We start from the raw sequence: 16,783 nt of genomic DNA on the forward strand, positions 1-16,783 counted from the left end.
GCGAGACAAGTCATCGCCCACTCGATAAAAACCCTTCGCCCTGACGGAATTCGAAGGGCTATCCATGTTCAATACAAGTCTGAAATGTTTCGTGAGTGCTAAAAGATGGACGACCGGACTGGCGCCATACCTACTCACCGGCAACACTCATCACCAAGCTTGTTCATCATGCTTCTTCACCAGCAAGAAAAGAGGATCCCCCATGCTCTGGAAAAAAGGCCGACGCAGCGACAACGTGGTCGATGCCCGTGGCGATGATGTCGGTGGTGGGGGCGGTGGGATGCGCTTCGGTGGAGGCAAGGGCCTGAGCCTGACGGCGATTCTGTTGATCGTCGGGATCGGCTGGATCACCGGCCAGGACCCGATGCAGATCCTCGGCCAGTTGACCGGGCAGATGAGCGAGCAATCGGCTCCGGCCACCACCCAAACCCGCAAGGCGCCACCGGCCAATGATGAAGGAGCCGAATTCGTGCGCTCGATCCTCGGCGATACCGAAGACACTTGGCGCCAGATTTTCCAGCAGGCCGATCGGCAATATAAAGACCCGACCCTGATACTGTTCAGCAATCGCGTTAACTCGGCCTGCGGCCTGGCGACTTCGGCGACCGGTCCGTTCTATTGCCCGGCAGACCAGAAGGTTTACCTGGACATGAGTTTCTTTCAGGAGATGTCGCAACGCTTTTCCGCCGCGGGCGACTTCGCTCAGGCCTACGTAATCGCTCACGAAGTCGGACACCACGTGCAGACCTTACTCGGCGTTTCAGCGAAGATTCAGAGCGCTCGCCAACAGGGCCGGCAGATGGAAGGTGACAATGGTTTGCTGGTGCGCCAGGAACTGCAGGCCGATTGCCTGGCCGGTGTCTGGGCCAACAATGCGCAGAAACGTCTGAACTGGCTGGAACCCGGTGACATCGAAGAAGCCTTGAACGCCGCCAACGCCATCGGCGACGACCGCTTGCAACAACAAGGTCAGGGCCGCGTGGTGCCGGACTCGTTTACTCATGGCACGTCAGCGCAAAGGGTGCGCTGGTTCAAAGCCGGATTCGCTCAGGGCCAGGTCGGCCAGTGCGATACCTTTTCCGCGAAGAATCTGTAATGCATAAGTGGTTGTTAGCTCTGTTGTTTACCTGCGCAAGCACTCAGGCTGCGGAGCAGGGAGTCAAAGAAATCAGTTCCGGGCGCTTGCTGTTGAGCGCCGGCGAAATCGCGGTGAGCATTGGCCCGACACCGACGAAAATCGAACGTGTGCTGATCATCGTCCATGGTCGATTGCGCAATGCTGAAACCTACCGTCAGAGCGCCGAGCACGCGACTGAGCAAGCCGGGCAAAGCGCGAACACGTTGGTGCTCGCCCCACAGTTTCTCAATGAAACCGACGTCGCGAGCCAACCGGTGCCTGACAGCGTTTTACGTTGGCAAGGCAATGACTGGATGGCAGGCGGCTTATCCACTGCGCCGTTCACGCTGAGTTCCTATGCGGCGCTCGACGAAATCGTCGCTCGCCTGGGTGATCGGCGACAATTTCCCGACGTGAAGCACATTGTCATCGCCGGTCACTCTGATGGCGCTCAAGTGGTTCAGCGTTATGCCTTGCTGAGTCACCCTCAGCCAGCCCTCGACGCGGAGGGCGTGAAAGTACGCTATGTGATCGCCAATTCTTCGTCGTACGCCTGGTTCAATGAGCAACGGCCGGTGGCGTTCAGTCATGCAGGGTGCCCGAATTACAATCGCTGGACATACGGGTTGGCGGATTTGCCCGCGTATGCCGATGGGCAAACACCCGCGCAGCTGGAAGAAAACTACGTCAAACGTGACATCGTTTATTTACTCGGGCAGCAGGACACCGACCCGAATCATCCGGAGCTGGATAAAAGTTGTGAGGCTAAAGCCCAGGGTGCTTCTGGATTGATTCGTGGGCGCAACTATTTCAATTATCTGAAACGGCGCCATCCTCAAGGATTGAGTCAGCAGCTGATCGAAGTGCCTGGGGTCGGGCATGACGGGGACGGGATGTTTACGTCGCCGGAGGGGCAGAAGGTGTTGTTTGGTCAGTGAGGATTTGTGGTGCCTGATCTGACGCCTTCGCGGGCAAGCCTCGCTCCTACAGGGATCACATATATCCCTGTAGGAGCGAGGCTTGCCCGCGAAGAGGCCCTCAAGCCAAAAGCAGTTGCCGCAATTCGACGCAATCGCGCGCATGCCAATCGGCCAATTCCGGCCACGGATTATCCGGCAGATTCACCAGCACCGTCCGCGTCCCCGCCGCCCGGCCGCAATCCAGATCGAAGCGGTAATCACCGACCATCACCATTTCGCTCGCCTGAACCTTCCAGGCTTCGGCCAGTTTCAGCAAACCGCCAGGATGCGGTTTGGGCGGTGCTTCATCGCGGCCCAGTACATCCTCTACCGCAAAGCAGTCGGCCAGGCCAATGGCCTCCAGCGTGACATGCGCCAACTCGCGAGCATTGCGCGTGAGAATACCCAGACGATAACCGCGCCCGGCCAACTCACGCACCAGCTCCACCGCGCCCGGCGCCGGTTTCGAACCCAACGCCAGATCCCGCTCGTGCTCCAGCAGCCACGCGTGTTTGGCCGCGGCTTCATCGGCTGGCAGTGCCGCGAGGTGGGTCAGGATGTCGTCTTCGGCGGGAATCGCCAACGCCACGCGGATCGCCGCGAAATCATGCACCGCCACCGTCAGGGTGCCGTCCATGTCGAACACCCAGTGCCGCACCTCGGCCAGGCTCATATCCAATCCTTGCGATGACGAATCAGGCCTTCCTGAGTGACCGAGGCCACCAGTTGCCCGGCACGGTTGAACACGCTACCGCGGGAGAATCCGCGCGAATTGCCGGCCCACGGACTGTCCATGGCATACAGCAACCAGTCATCGGCGCGCAGGTCGGCATGGAACCACAAGGCGTGATCAAGGCTGGCGACTTGCATGTCTTTCTGCCAGACCGATTTGCCGTGGGGCAGCATCGAGGTGGTCAGCAGGCCGAAGTCCGACGCGTAAGCCAACAGGTATTTGTGCAGCGCCGGCGTGTCAGCCAACGCACCGTCGGCGCGGAACCAGACATATTTGATTGGATCGGCAGGCTGCGGGTTGTAGGGGTCCTTTTCAGTCACCGGTCGGAATTCGATCGGTTTCGGGCACAGCAGTTTTTCACGCATGTGCTCAGGGATCAGGTGCGCGCGTTGCTGGGTGAGTTCCAGCTCCGACGGCAGGTTTTCCGGGCCGACCACTTGCGGCATTTCAGTCTGGTGCTGAAAGCCTTCTTCGTCGTACTGGAACGAGGCGCTGCAGGTGAAAATCGGATTGCCCTTCTGGATCGCCGTCACCCGACGCGTGCTGAAACTGCCGCCATCACGCACCCGATCGACCTGATACACCACCGGCAATCTGGCGTCGCCCGGGCGCAGGAAATAACCGTGCATCGAATGCACATGGCGCGCCGGCTCGACGGTCTGGCTGGCCGCCGACAAGGACTGGCCGAGTACCTGGCCGCCAAACAACTGACGAAAACCCAGGTCCTGGCTGCGGCCACGGAACAGGTTTTCTTCAATCGGTTCCAGGGTCAGCAGGTCTACCAGATCTTCCAACACTTGGCTCATTCAGACTCTCCTCACACAACGCAATGCCGCGCAGTCTTGGCTGCGGCGGTCGATTCAGTTTATGGCCCGGTTCAACATGAGGGCCATTGTAAACGTCCGCGCCTGCTTATCCATGCAAGGTTTGCAGCCATTGCTCACGGTTGATGCGGTACAACACGTGCGGGCGCAGCGGATGATCGGCCGCGAGCCGCGGGTGTTCGAAGTCATCAAAGGGGGCATGGTGCATGCCGATCGCTTGCATGACTTTTTGCGAAGGCAGGTTGGTTTCAGTGGTGAACGCCACGACCTCTTGCAGCGCCAGCCGATCGAACCCGCAGCGCAGAGCGGTCCACGCCGCTTCACTGGCATAACCCAACCCCCAGTGTTCGCGCGCCAGGCGCCAGCCGATTTCGATGGCCGGGGTGAACGGCGCGTCGAAGCCGACCACACCCAATCCGGTAAAGCCGATGAACGCCCCGGTGTCCTTGCGCTCCAGCGCCCAGAGGCCGAAACCATGCTCGGCAAAATGCCCGCGAACCCGCCCGATCAGCGCTGCACTTTCCAGTCGACTCAAGGGTGCCGGAAAATAACGCATCACCTGTGGATCGGCGCACATCGCCGCAAACGCTGGCAAATCCTCATCACGCCACTGCCGTAACAACAGTCGTGCGCTTTCGAGTTCCAGTATCGGCTCCATCTCGTCCCCCTTTCCCATCCCGCAAGTCTACATCGCTGGTAGGATCCTTCACTTATTCCTACATGCCTTCCTGTATAAATCAGCCATGCCCCTGCCATTGATCTACCACGAAGACTACAGTCCCGAGTTCCCGGCGGATCACCGCTTTCCCATGGACAAATTCCGCCTGCTGCGCGATCACTTGGTGGACAGTGGCCTGACCCGCGACACCGACTTGCTGCGCCCGGACCTCTGCCCGCCAGAGATTCTCGCCCTCGCCCATGACCCTGCGTATATCGAACGCTACATGGGTGGCGAATTGTCCCGCGAAGACCAGCGACGCCTCGGCCTGCCCTGGAGCGAAGCGCTGGCCCGGCGCACGGTGCGAGCGGTCGGCGGCTCGCTGCTGGCGGCGGAACAAGCACTGGAGCATGGTTTGGCCTGTCACCTGGCCGGCGGCACTCACCACGCGCATTACGATCATCCCGCCGGGTTCTGCATCTTCAATGACCTGGCGGTGATCAGCCATTACCTGCTGGAAAGTGGCCGGGTGAATCGGGTGCTGATCTTCGACTGCGATGTGCATCAAGGCGATGGGACTGCACGAATCCTGCACAACACCCCAGAGGCAGTGACCGTTTCCCTGCACTGCGAAAAGAATTTTCCTGCACGCAAAGCCGAAAGTGATTGGGACATTCCGTTGCCGATGGGCATGGGCGATGCTGATTACCTGAAGGTGGTGGACGACGCGCTCAACTATTTGCTGCCGCTCTATCAACCGGATCTGGTGCTGTACGACGCTGGTGTGGACGTGCATAAGGACGACGCCCTGGGTTATCTGAAGCTGACAGATGAAGGCGTCGCCGCTCGCGATGAAAGCGTGATGCGCCATTGTCTGGGCCGGGATATTCCGCTGGTCGGCGTGATCGGCGGCGGCTACAGCAAGGACCGCAAAGCCCTGGCGCGCCGTCATGGAATCCTCCATCACAGCGCCCAACGGGTCTGGCAGTCATCAGGTTGTCATTGATGTGTGGGTCTTTACCCACAATGCCTGTGGAACCGCCTGTGGATAACCTGAGTGAAAGGGTCTGCAGGCCATGCGGTGTATAGGCTACAGAGCCGTGGTTGTTTTTTAACCACCCTTTGAAAACACCAATGCCCCCTGTAGGAGCGGGCTTGCCCGCGAACAGGCCGGCACATTCAACACCTTTGTTGCCTGACACACCGCTTTCGCGGGCAAGCCCGCTCCTACAGGGGTTTGGGCTGCTAGAATGCCCGCCCTATCCCGCCATACCGCAGCTCTCGCCATGACCCAGCCCTCCACTTCCCTCCCCCCTCACGTCGCCATCATCGGCGGCGGCCCTGCCGGTTTGATGGCGGCTGAAGTGTTGAGCCAGGCCGGGATCAAGGTCGACCTGTACGACGGCATGCCTTCAGTGGGGCGAAAATTCCTCCTCGCCGGGGTCGGCGGCATGAACATCACCCATTCCGAGGCCTACCCGGCGTTTCTCTCACGCTATGCCGAACGGGCGCCGCAGATTGCGCCGCTGTTACGGTCCTTCGGTGCCGACGCCTTATGCCAATGGATTCATGACCTGGGCATCGAAACCTTTGTCGGCAGCTCTGGCCGAGTGTTTCCTACCGACATGAAAGCCGCGCCCCTGTTGCGGGCCTGGCTCAAACGCCTGCGCGATGCCGGCGTAGTTATCCACACCCGCCATCGCTGGCTCGGTTGGGATGAGAACGGTGGTTTGCGCATCGACAGCCCCGAAGGCAAAAAAACCATTCAACCCGACGCGACCCTGTTGGCCCTCGGCGGCGGCAGTTGGTCGCGCCTCGGTTCGGACGGTGCCTGGATGCTGCCGCTGGAACAGCGCGGTGTAGGACTGGCGCCGTTGCAACCGAGCAATTGTGGCTTCGAGGTGCAGGCCTGGAGCGAATTGATGGTCAGCAAATTCGCCGGCAGCCCGCTGAAAAACATCGCTATTGGCCTCAATGACGATATGCCACGGCTCGGGGAATGCGTGATCACTGCCACGGGGATTGAAGGCAGTTTGATCTACGCCCTGTCGGCACCGATCCGTGAAGCCATCAATCAACATGGCTCGGCAACCATTCACTTGGATCTGTTGCCGGGCAAGCCTGTGGATAAAATTCAATCTGCGCTGAGTAAGCCTCGCGGCTCCCGTTCCATGGCCAAACACCTGCACAGTCAGCTTGGGCTTGATGGCGTGAAAGCGGCGTTGTTGCGCGAACTGACACCCTCCGACTGTTTTGCTGATCCAGCATTGCTGGCCAAGGCGATCAAGGCATTGCCGCTGACGCTGGTGAAAACCCGGCCATTGGACGAAGCCATCAGCAGCGCGGGCGGCGTGATGTTCGAGGCGATGGATGAACGTTTGATGCTCAAGCAACTGCCTGGCGTGTTCTGCGCAGGGGAAATGCTCGATTGGGAAGCGCCGACCGGCGGCTATCTGCTGACCGCATGTTTCGCCAGTGGGCGAGCGGCAGGGTTGGGGATAGTGGAGTGGTTGAAACACAAGGGGTGAGGACCGAGGTGCCCCCCTCACTGATCGTTCCCACGCTCTGCGTGGGAATGCAGCCCGGGACGCTCCGCGCCCCTTCAAGCCGAACGCGGAGCGTCCGAAGAGGCATTCCCACGCGGAGCATGGGAACGATCTTTACACGATCAAGGCTTCTTCTTACGCGGCCCGGTATTAAACACCGGCACTTTTCGCACAGGCTTGATCGAAGGCTCCGGCGCCGAAGCATCACCGCTCTCAACCCATTTACCCAGGTTGCGTTTACCGCCACTGGAGGTTTTGGGCTTCTTCGGTTTTTTCGGCTTCTTGACAACCTGACCGCTGGCATCGGTATCCGGCACGCGATGCTCAGGCTCGAAATCCTGCTCCATCTGGCGAGTCAACGTCTGACGGGTCAACATCTCGATGGCTGACAGCTGATTCACCTCATCGGCGCACACCAGCGAAATAGCCTGCCCGGTTGCGCCTGCACGCCCGGTACGACCGATGCGGTGGATGTAGTCCTCCGCGACGATCGGCAGGTCGAAATTGACCACCAATGGCAAATCTTCGATATCCAGACCACGCGCTGCCACGTCGGTGGCTACAAGGATCTGCACTTCGCTGGCCTTGAAACGATCCAGTGCCCGCTGACGGGTCGCCTGAGGTTTGTCGCCATGGATGCCGTCGGCGTTGATGCCCAGGCCCTGAAGTTTTTCCACCAGCGCGTCTACACCGTTGCGGGTCTTGGCGAACACCAGCACCTGCTTCCACTTGCCCTTGCGCATCAAGTGAACGAACAGCTCCGGCTTGCGTTTCTTGTCCACCGTCACCACCCATTGCTTGACGGTGTTGGCGGCCACGTTGCGCGGGCTGACTTCGATACTCAGCGGGTCGTTGAGCATTTGCCCGGCCAGCGTACGAATGGCGTCGGAGAAGGTCGCAGAGAACAGCAGCGTCTGACGTTTCTTCGGCAGCGCTTTGTAGATGTTCCCCAGCTCTTCGGAAAAGCCCAGATCGAGCATGCGATCGGCTTCGTCCAGTACCAGGGTTTGCAACTGGTTGAACTTGAGCGCGTTCTGCCGGAACAGGTCGAGCAAGCGGCCCGGAGTCGCCACCAACAGATCGACGCCTTTGCGCAGCTTCATCATTTGCGGGTTGATGCTGACACCGCCGTACACCGCGTACGTGCTCAACGGCAGGTTCTCGGCGTACTGACGCACGCTTTCGTGAACCTGCTCGGCCAGTTCGCGGGTCGGCACCAGGATCAGTGCGCGCACGGAGTTGGCGCTGACTTTCGGCCCTTCCATGGCCAGCAATTGCAGCAGCGGCAAAGCGAAACCGGCGGTCTTGCCGGTACCGGTCTGGGCTGCGGCCATCAGGTCACGACCGGCCAGCACCGCCGGAATCGCTTGTGTCTGCACTGGCGTAGGGGTCTGGTAGCCGAGCGTCTCGAGGGCGCGCAGCAAGGGTTCGATCAGGCCAAGGGTGGCGAAAGTCATGGGAGTACCGTAGGAAAATTCAGCGCGATTGTGCAAAGAGTGTGCAATGGCGCGCAGTTTACCCTAATTCGCGCGGGATTCTGTCGGCACCACTACGGCAGGCCTATCTGCACCACGGCGCCACTGCGGCAACCCGATCAACACCACGGCACTGATGATCACTGTCATGGCCAGCACTTCCTCGATACCAATGGTCTCGCCAACAAATACGATCCCCAGCAATACCGCCACCGCCGGGTTGACGTAGGCATAACTGGTGGCCGCTGCCGGACGCACGTGTTTGAGCAGGTACATGTAGGCATTGAAGGCGATGATCGAACCGAAGAACGTCAGATAGACCAATGCGGCCCAACCTTCGATCGGCGGCATGGCCTCCAGATGTTCGCCACTCACCGCGCTGCCGATCAGCAACACCACGCCGCCCACCAGCATTTCCACGGCACTGGCCATCGCGCCCTGCGGCAACGGCAAGTGTTTGCTCCACACCGAACCGAATGCCCAGGACGCTGCCGCGAACACCAGTAACGCCGCACCCAACGGACTCGATTGCAGATTGGAACCGAGGTTGAGCATGGCGATACCGATCAGCCCGAGCACAATCCCGGCCCATTCGAGACGGGTATTACGCGCGCCCCAGAAATATCCACACAACAAAGTGAACAGTGGCACCGTCGCCACCGCTAACGCCGCAACGCCAGAGGCCACGCCCGTATGCTCGGCGACGCTCACCGCGCCATTACCGCACGTCAGCAGCAAAATCCCGATGATCCCCGCCGCTTTCCACTGCGCCCACGTCGGTGCAGGCGCCCCGCGCCAGCGCAGGAACGCGTACATCAACGTACCGGCGATCACGAAGCGGATACCGGCGAGTAACAACGGCGGCCAGTACTGCACGCCGATGCGAATCACCAGGTAGGTCGATCCCCAAATCACGTACAGCGCGAAAAAAGCAGCGATCAGCGGTAAGGAAAAACGGCGTATGCCAGGCATGGGCAGCTCGAGAACAAGACAAAGAGAGCCGCTATTCTAGAAAGGCCAACGGTGGAAATTAAGTTACAAAACCTGTTTATAGCGCCGGTACACTTTTCAAAACACGGAGTTCAGCGCTATAAACCGTGCTTTCGAAAGTCAGTCTTTTTTCAGGAATGCCATGATGGACAAATACGACCGCATGCTCCTCAGCGCCCTGTTGGAAAACGGTCGTGCGTCCTACGCCGAACTGGCGCGCAAGGTGAACCTGTCCGCTCCCGCGGTGGCCGAACGCGTGGCCAAACTTGAAGCCTGCGGGGTAATCACCGGCTACCAGGCGAAAGTCGACATGGCCAAGCTCGGCCTGCCAATCCAGTGCGTCATCGAACTGCGCTTGAATCAACATGGCAACCAGAAAGCCTACGACGAACTGATCAAAATCCCACAGCTCACCGAATGCCATCGCGTCACCGGCGACCCGTGCGTGATCATGCAAGCGGCGGTGGGCTCGATGCCGGAGCTGGAGGAATTGATCAACCGGATTGCCACATTCGGGTTCAGCAAGACCTCGATCGTGCTGTCCAGCGCCATCGAAAGGCGCGTGCCATTGGGGCAGTTGGAAGGGAAATAGATCTAACGTCACCGCAGACCTAATGTGGGAGCGGGCTTGCTCGCGAAAGCGATTTATCATTCAACATTAATGTCGACTGACACACCGCTTTCGCGAGCAAGCCCGCTCCCACACTCAATCTGCGGCGTACTCAGAACCCACGATACCGCTTCAAATGCTCATTGATCTTCGCCGCCGGCACTTTCTGCAAACTGACCAGCAGATCATGGGACAACTCGCGCAACCCATGCTTGCGCCGCAACTCTTCAGCCAAGTGCGCCGTCAGATTGGCGGCCATTTCCGCATCGGCCATGGCCCGGTGAGCCTTGCCGGTATCGGGCAGGTTGGCGAAGGTTGTGAGGGTGCCGAGTTTATGGTTCGGCGCGGCGGGCATCAGGCGGCGGGCGAGTAACAGCGAGCAGGCAAAGTTCTGCAAGCGTGTGCGTTTGATTCGCCCGAGTTCGTAGTCCCAGAACTTCTGGTCGAACGCCGCGTTGTGCGCCAGCAGCGGCGTGATGCCAACGAATTCGTTGACCTCGTTCATCACCTGCTCGGCCGAAGGCGCGGTGCGCAGCATGGCGTTGCTGATGCCGGTGAGTTGCTCGATAAAGGCCGGCACCCGCACGCCGGCGTTCATCAGGCTTTGGTAACGCTCGACGATGCGCCCCTGTTCAAGAATCACCACGGCAATTTCCGTGGCCCGGCAGCTGCTGCTCGGGGAGAGCCCGGTGGTTTCAAAGTCGATGACTGCTATGCGTTCCAAACCTGTTTCAACTCCGTAAAAATCAGTTCTTGAGCAGCAATGCGCCTTCGATCGGCACGTAACGGCTGGCAGCGCGGATCAGCGAATTGGCCGTCAGGCCCGGCACGCCATAGGCCACCGCTTGCACCCCGTGCTTGCTGATGATGCGTTCCAGCAACATGTCGAAATCACCGTCACCGGAGGCCAGCACCACTTCGTCGACATGGTCGGCGGCGTCCATGATGTCGAGGGTGATGCCCACGTCCCAGTCGCCTTTGGCCGAACCGTCGCTGCGCTGGATGTAGGGCTTGAGCTTCACGATGAAGCCGAGATTGCGCAGGATCTGCTGAAACTGCTGCTGCTTGCTGTCGCCACGATCGATCGCATAGGCATAGGCCTCGACGATCTGCCCCTGTTTGCTGACATCAGCCCACAGTGCGGCGTAGTTGAAGTGGCAACCATAAGCCTGACGCACGGTGTAATAGAGGTTCTGGACATCGGCGAACACTGCGATTTTTTTCACCGTACATCCTCTTTGGCGTGCCGAAGCGCGGGCAGGATCAGGCACCAGGCCCGAAAAGTCGCCCAGTATGCCAGCCCGAAGGATTGTTCCGCGAATAATCGGCCCGGAGCGCCACCGCGCCCCGGACGAATGGCGCATTAGACGAAGGAGTCGTCATCGCCAAAGAGCGATGAGCTGTCATCGCTGTAATCGGCATCGGCGAATCCGCCTTGATCGCTGGAATTGTCAACCACGCGCTGCTCATCGCCCCAACCATTGTTGCTGTCGCTCTGATCGTTGACCTGAGCCGGTTCTTCCTTGATCACTTCAACCACTTCCGGCTGCTGATTGTGCTGGAACAGACTGCTGATGCCTTGCGCCAGCATCACGCCACCGGCCACACCCGCTGCCGTTTTCAATGCACCGCCGAGGAAACTGCTGCCGGCCGCCGGGGATTGTTGCGGTGCATAGTTCTGCTGCGGTGCGGCACCGAAGTTTTGCTGTGGCGGCTGCGCGTTGAACGACGGTCGCCCCGGTTCACGCCAGCCGCCATTCGACGGGGCTGCGCTTTGAGTCGGCGCAGACTGCGGATCACGGGAGCCACCACCGAAAATGCTCGACAAAAAGCCACCGCCGCTCGGCGCCGGAGCCGTCGTCTGAGCCCTGGCCGATTGCAGTTCAGCCTGCAATTGCTGGACTCGCTGGGTGAGTTGCTTGTTCTGTTCATCGAGGCTCTTGATGGCGGCCTCTTGCACCAGAATCGCCTGGGTCATGAAATAGCCCGCCGCTGGCTGGCGAGTCAGGTGCTCCTTGATCCGCGCTTCGGCCTGGACGTCGCGCGGGGCTGAATCCGTTTCGGCCTGTTGCAGCCGGGAAAACAGTCCATCGATCAGGGTTTGTTCTTCGCTGTTCATGGCGACCTCGTAGATTGCCGGGAATATCGTCGCCCTCATCCACGGTGGATAAGGTGCTCACCAGTAATGGGGCAGATACAAGATGTTTCAATGGCCTTTACCGAACGTTTACGTTTGCGCCCCAAAGGGGTTCATCGGTTAAAGTGAGGCACTGCTTTCAACTTGCGATACCGACTGATGAATCCGTTCGATGTACTGCGTGACTCTCTGTATTTCTTCAAGCGCAATCTGCGCCAGATCGTGCAGTTGTGCCTGCCGCTGGTGATTGTCGAGGCGCTGCTGCAACAAGTGGTCGACCATTCCACCAAGCCGGACAGTTTTCCCGGCATCAGTGTGATGGTCGGCCTGCTGGTGTATCCGCTGTACACCGCCGCACTGATCCTGTTTCTCGATGCCCGCAGCCGTGGCGAATCGCCGCGCACCCGCGACTTGCTGGCGACCTCCGCGACCCTGTGGCCGCGTTTTGCCGTGCTGACCGCCCTCAATACATTGCTGATCCTGATCGGCCTGTCGCTGTATTTCCTGCCGGGCATCTGGCTGATGGTGACGCTGGCGTTCGGTGAGTACCTGTTGGTGCTGCGCGGTATGGCACCGCTGGCGGCGATGAAGGAAAGCCTGCGCCTGACCCGCGGAAACTTTCTGCGCATTCTGGTGTGCATTCTGTGCGTGATGGGCCCGCTGTGGGTGCTCAAAGGCGCGACGCTGGCGGTTTATCCTGACCCGCAGAACCCCGTGATCTCGCTGCTGATCGACAGCGCCCACAGCTTTCTGCAACTGTTCACTAGCGTGGTGGTGTTCCGTTTATTCATGCTGATCGCCGATGCGCCCGAGAAGGCTGACGGGACGCTTTGAAGAACGATGCGGGGGATGTGTCGCGGCTAATTGATGGGCATGCCGTTTGCGCTCGGTTATGCTCGGGACCATCTTTTGTAACGCTATAAGCCGAGCCATGACCCGTCTACTGCGCTACACCCTGCTGTGCGTGCTGATTGCCATTGGCCTGATTGCATTGCTGATCTACAGCCTGACCTGGCGTCCCGAGGCCAGGGAAACACTGCCGGTCAGTTGCAACACTCAGGCACCGACGCTCGTACCTGGCCAGGCGCTTAAGGTGATGACCTGGAACGTCCAGTACCTGGCAGGCAAGCGCTACGTATTCTGGAACGATCTGGCCGCGGGAAACGACGAGCGCCCTACGCCTGAAGACATGGCCTTCAGCCTCGACGAAGTGGCGCGGGTGATTCGCGACGAGCAACCGGACATCGTGCTGTTGCAGGAGCTCGATGACGGCGCCAAGGCCAGTGATTACCAGAACCAGTTCAAACTGCTTCAGGCTCGGGTCACCGACCTGTATCCCTGCACAGCCCAGGCCTTCGACTGGAAAGCCGACTTCGTGCCCGAACCGCACATCTTCGGCAGCGTTGGCCGGCAATTGGCAACCCTGAGCCGCTACCAGATCGAACACGCCGAACGCCTGCAATTACCGGTCGCACCGGCCAATTTCATCAGCCGTCAGTTCAAACCGAAAAACGCCTTGCTGGTCACTCACCTGCCATTGAGCGATGGCGGCCAAATCGCCGTGCTCAACACCCATCTGGACCGCGCCACCCAGCCTGACGAAACCTTGCAAACCCAGGTGACGGCCGTGACCAAGGTCCTCGACAAGTATGAAAGCCGTGGCACACCGTGGCTGATCGGTGGTGACTTCAACCTGTTGCCGCTGGGCCAGTATCGACGCCTGCCCGCCGAGCAACGCACGCCCTACTCCGCCGACAGCGCGCTGTATGTGCTGTGGGACAAATACCCGATGATCCCCACCAACAACGAAGCCAGCGGGATCGACCGCGCGCAATGGCTGACCCATTACCCGAATGACCCAGGCTTGAACGGCCCGGACCGGACCGTCGATTACCTGTTCTACAGCCCGCACCTCAAACGGGTCGAAGCGCGGGTGAGGCAGGACGATACGTTGCGGATTTCCGATCATTTGCCGGTGATTGCACGGTTTCTGTTGCCAGCCGCGCCTTAAATCAAAAGCTTCGCGAGCAAGCCCGCTCCCACACTGACTCTCGGTGGTACACAAATGCTGTGCTCACTGAAGATCTAATGTGGGAGCGGGCTTGCTCGCGAATGCCGCACCGCCGATGCAACTGACTATTTACGAGGCTTGATCCGCGCCGTCGCCTCGGCCACCAGCGGATCATCCGGCCAATAGTGTTTCGGATAACGGCCCTTCAAATCCTTCTTCACCTCGGCGTAGGTACTGCGCCAGAAGTTCGCCAAGTCCTGCGTCACCTGCACCGGCCGGCGCGCCGGGGACAGCAGATGCAGTTTCACCACTTGCCGCCCACCGGCAATGCGCGGCGTCTCGGCCAGGCCGAACAACTCTTGCAAACGCACCGCCAGAATCGGCGGCTGTTCACTGTAATCCAGACGAATCGATGAGCCCGATGGCACGCTCAAATGATGTGGCGCCAGCTCTTCAAGCCGTTGCGGCAGCGGCCACGGCAGCAGGTTGTGAACGATGCTCGACAAGTCCAGATTGGCAAAGTGACTGAGCCGCGAGACTTTGCCCAGATACGGCATCAGCCAGTGTTCGAGGCTTTTGAGCAGTGCAGCGTCGCTGACATCCGGCCATTCACTCTGCTCCTTACTGCCGAGATCCAGCTGCCGCAACAACGCAACCCGCGCCTGCCACTGACGCAACTCCGGAGTCCACGGCAACAACTCCAGACCTTTGCGCCGCACCAGGTTCACCAGCGCCTGACTGCGGGCGCTTTCATCGAGACCGGTCAGCGGTTCGCGACTGAGGATCAACTCACCGACCTTGCGCTGACGCTCGGCCCGCAACACGCCTTCGCGCTCATCCCAATCCAGTTGATCGACGCAACGCACCTGTTCGGCCAGCACCGAATCGAACAGTGCCGGATCGAAATCCGTCGCCAGATAAATCCGTTCTTCACGCTGACCCTGGCGACTGCCCAGATCGGCGATCACCAGCCACGGTTGCTTCATCAGGCTGTCCGCTTCGGCAAACAGCGCCGCACGGCCGTTGGCCAATCGATATTCAGCGCCACCGGCCCGCCGCTGCTGGGCGACTCGGTCGGGATAAGCCAACGCCAGCAACGCACCGAGCCAGCGCGGATGCCCGGGATCGCTGACCGGCTCCGTCGCTTTGCCACGCAAGTAGCCGCGATATTGCCGCGCCAGTTGCCGGGCCCGTTGAACCCCACCCTGAGTACCACGAGCGGCTCGCTCTTCACCGGACAGCAGCACCAATCGACTGTGCAGATCGGCGCCAGCGCCACGCAAAATATCCCGTTCACCGAGCAACGCCGCGACATCGCAAGCCATGTCCGCCAACCCCAGCGCCTGTCCCCGCAACAGCAAATGGGCGATCCGCGGGTGCGCCGGCAATTCGGCCATGGCCTGACCGTGACGGGTCAGCGCTTCGCCCTCCAGCGCGCCTAAACGCTCAAGCAAATCCTGAGCCTGTGCATAAGCCGCTGCCGGAGGAACATCCAGCCAAACCAATTGGCCCGGCGTCACGCCCCAACGCCCCAGTTGCAAGGCCAGCCCGGCAAGGTCCGCCGAGAGAATTTCCGCACTGGCGTAAGCCGCCAATTGTTCGTGCTGATCCTGCGACCACAGGCGATAACACACGCCCGGTTCCAACCGCCCTGCCCGGCCCGCACGCTGGGTGGCACTCGCTTTGGAAATGCGCTGAGTATCCAGGCGAGTCATGCCGCTGCCAGGATCGAAACGCGGCACGCGCGCCAACCCCGCATCGATCACCACGCGCACGCCATTGATGGTCAGGCTGGTCTCGGCGATGTTGGTGGCCAGCACCACTTTGCGTTTGCCAGCGGGCGCCGTATCGATCGCGGCGCGTTGGGCGGCGAGGTCCAATTCACCGTGCAACGGGCAGAGCAAAACCTGTGTGCTATCGCCCAATGCATCGGCGAGTTGCTGATGCACCCGACGGATTTCCGCCTGCCCCGGCAGGAACACCAGCACGCTGCCGGTTTCATCGTTCAGCGCGTCGAGGATGGTCTGCACCACCCTTGGCTCGATGAATTCACCAGGCTGAAACGGTCGGCCCCAGCGCATCCCCACCGGATACATGCGACCTTCGCTGCGCAGGATCGGCGCATCATCGAGCAACCCGGCCAGGCGTTCGCCTTCCAGGGTGGCCGACATCAAAAGAATTTTCAGTGGCTGATCGTCACGAAACAGCTCCCTGCCGTTCAGGCTCAAGGCCAGCGCCAGGTCGGCGTCGAGACTGCGCTCGTGGAACTCATCGAAAATCAGCAAACCCACGCCTTCCAGCGCCGGGTCATCCTGCAAGCGCCGGGTGAGGATGCCTTCGGTGACCACTTCGATGCGGGTATTGGGGCCGACTTTGCTGTCGAGACGAATGCGGTAGCCAACGGTTTCGCCAACCTTCTCACCCAGTTCACTGGCCAACCGCTCCGCCGCCGCCCGCGCTGCCAACCGGCGCGGTTCAAGCATCAGAATGGTCTGCCCGGCCAGCCACGGCTCATCGAGCAAGGCCAGGGGCACACGGGTGGTTTTACCGGCACCGGGCGGAGCTTCGAGCACGGCTTCGTGGCGTGTAGCGAGGGCTTCACGCAGGGCGGGTAAAACTTCATCAATCGGCAAAGAAATCATGCTGGCTCCCAAACAGAGCCGCGAGTATAACGGCGAACTGCTCGGCGTTTGTCGCGGTCCTAATTCATACAGACGCCCCTT

Annotated in this window: 16 protein-coding genes; 7 read left to right on the forward strand and 9 right to left on the reverse strand. The window is 60.3% G+C overall.

Annotated features, from left to right (window positions below; translation table 11 throughout):
• Positions 1–202: 202 nt before the first annotated feature.
• Both ypfJ and MEB48_RS06895 read left to right on the forward strand, forming a co-directional pair.
• Positions 203–1,096 carry a KPN_02809 family neutral zinc metallopeptidase gene (gene ypfJ, locus MEB48_RS06890; protein WP_237883068.1) on the forward strand — a complete coding sequence of 298 codons (894 nt, stop codon included), beginning with the start codon at positions 203–205 and terminating at the stop codon, positions 1,094–1,096.
• Positions 1,096–2,055: an alpha/beta fold hydrolase gene (locus tag MEB48_RS06895; protein ID WP_237883070.1), complete on the forward strand. Its 960-nt coding sequence runs from the start codon at positions 1,096–1,098 to the stop codon at positions 2,053–2,055. Before ypfJ ends, MEB48_RS06895 begins: the two co-directional genes overlap by 1 nt.
• Before the next feature lie 100 nt (positions 2,056–2,155).
• On the opposite strand, the gene MEB48_RS06900 is transcribed toward MEB48_RS06895, so the two are convergent.
• The 3 genes from MEB48_RS06900 to MEB48_RS06910 form a co-directional block, all read right to left on the reverse strand.
• Entirely contained in the window at positions 2,156–2,749 is a 594-nt protein-coding gene (locus MEB48_RS06900; protein WP_237883072.1) for an HAD family hydrolase, read from the reverse strand.
• Positions 2,746–3,615: an acyl-CoA thioesterase II gene (gene tesB, locus MEB48_RS06905; RefSeq protein ID WP_237883074.1), complete on the reverse strand. Its 870-nt coding sequence runs from the start codon at positions 3,613–3,615 to the stop codon at positions 2,746–2,748. The genes MEB48_RS06900 and tesB overlap by 4 nt, the downstream gene beginning before the upstream one ends.
• 106 nt (positions 3,616–3,721) lie before the next feature.
• Positions 3,722–4,291 (reverse strand): GNAT family N-acetyltransferase, encoded by a 570-nt coding sequence (locus tag MEB48_RS06910; protein WP_237883076.1) that lies wholly within the window; start codon positions 4,289–4,291, stop codon positions 3,722–3,724.
• Between the two features lie 85 nt (positions 4,292–4,376).
• Between MEB48_RS06910 and MEB48_RS06915 the strand changes: the two genes are divergently transcribed.
• Positions 4,377–5,297 carry a histone deacetylase family protein gene (locus MEB48_RS06915; RefSeq protein WP_237883078.1) on the forward strand — a complete coding sequence of 307 codons (921 nt, stop codon included), beginning with the start codon at positions 4,377–4,379 and terminating at the stop codon, positions 5,295–5,297.
• Positions 5,298–5,577: 280 nt separating this feature from the next.
• The gene (locus MEB48_RS06920; RefSeq protein ID WP_237883080.1) at positions 5,578–6,819 is read left to right on the forward strand and encodes a TIGR03862 family flavoprotein; all 1,242 of its coding nucleotides are present in this window, start codon (positions 5,578–5,580) and stop codon (positions 6,817–6,819) included.
• 140 nt (positions 6,820–6,959) lie between these two features.
• Here the strand turns inward: MEB48_RS06920 and MEB48_RS06925 are convergent, their stop codons facing one another.
• Together MEB48_RS06925 and yedA are read right to left on the reverse strand one after the other, a co-directional pair.
• Positions 6,960–8,294: a DEAD/DEAH box helicase gene (locus tag MEB48_RS06925; protein ID WP_237883082.1), complete on the reverse strand. Its 1,335-nt coding sequence runs from the start codon at positions 8,292–8,294 to the stop codon at positions 6,960–6,962.
• A 63-nt stretch (positions 8,295–8,357) separates the two neighbouring features.
• Positions 8,358–9,284 carry a drug/metabolite exporter YedA gene (gene yedA / locus MEB48_RS06930; protein WP_237883084.1) on the reverse strand — a complete coding sequence of 309 codons (927 nt, stop codon included), beginning with the start codon at positions 9,282–9,284 and terminating at the stop codon, positions 8,358–8,360.
• A gap of 163 nt (positions 9,285–9,447) precedes the next feature.
• Here yedA and MEB48_RS06935 point away from each other — a divergent pair, with 163 nt between their 5' ends.
• Complete coding sequence (locus tag MEB48_RS06935; protein WP_237883086.1) at positions 9,448–9,894, forward strand: Lrp/AsnC family transcriptional regulator; 447 nt, start codon at positions 9,448–9,450, stop codon at positions 9,892–9,894.
• 130 nt (positions 9,895–10,024) lie between these two features.
• Here the strand turns inward: MEB48_RS06935 and MEB48_RS06940 are convergent, their stop codons facing one another.
• From MEB48_RS06940 to MEB48_RS06950, 3 genes are all read right to left on the reverse strand, one after another.
• The gene (locus MEB48_RS06940) at positions 10,025–10,636 is read right to left on the reverse strand and encodes a 3'-5' exonuclease (RefSeq protein ID WP_237883088.1); all 612 of its coding nucleotides are present in this window, start codon (positions 10,634–10,636) and stop codon (positions 10,025–10,027) included.
• A 22-nt stretch (positions 10,637–10,658) separates the two neighbouring features.
• Positions 10,659–11,138, reverse strand: coding sequence for a LabA-like NYN domain-containing protein (locus MEB48_RS06945; RefSeq protein WP_008012653.1), 480 nt, complete (start codon positions 11,136–11,138; stop codon positions 10,659–10,661).
• Positions 11,139–11,275: 137 nt separating this feature from the next.
• A complete protein-coding gene (locus tag MEB48_RS06950) occupies positions 11,276–12,031 on the reverse strand; it encodes a DUF2076 domain-containing protein (protein ID WP_237883090.1) in 756 nt (251 codons plus the stop codon).
• A gap of 177 nt (positions 12,032–12,208) precedes the next feature.
• Here MEB48_RS06950 and MEB48_RS06955 point away from each other — a divergent pair, with 177 nt between their 5' ends.
• The gene (locus MEB48_RS06955; protein WP_237883092.1) at positions 12,209–12,883 is read left to right on the forward strand and encodes a YciC family protein; all 675 of its coding nucleotides are present in this window, start codon (positions 12,209–12,211) and stop codon (positions 12,881–12,883) included.
• A 97-nt stretch (positions 12,884–12,980) separates the two neighbouring features.
• Positions 12,981–14,060, forward strand: a complete 1,080-nt coding sequence (locus MEB48_RS06960) for an endonuclease/exonuclease/phosphatase family protein (RefSeq protein WP_237883094.1) — start codon at positions 12,981–12,983, stop codon at positions 14,058–14,060.
• Positions 14,061–14,185: 125 nt separating this feature from the next.
• On the opposite strand, the gene hrpB is transcribed toward MEB48_RS06960, so the two are convergent.
• Positions 14,186–16,702 (reverse strand): ATP-dependent helicase HrpB, encoded by a 2,517-nt coding sequence (gene hrpB, locus MEB48_RS06965; protein ID WP_237883096.1) that lies wholly within the window; start codon positions 16,700–16,702, stop codon positions 14,186–14,188.
• Positions 16,703–16,783: the final 81 nt, after the last annotated feature.

This window comes from Pseudomonas sp. PGPR40, from assembly GCF_022014505.1.
In the GTDB taxonomy this organism is placed as follows: domain Bacteria; phylum Pseudomonadota; class Gammaproteobacteria; order Pseudomonadales; family Pseudomonadaceae; genus Aquipseudomonas.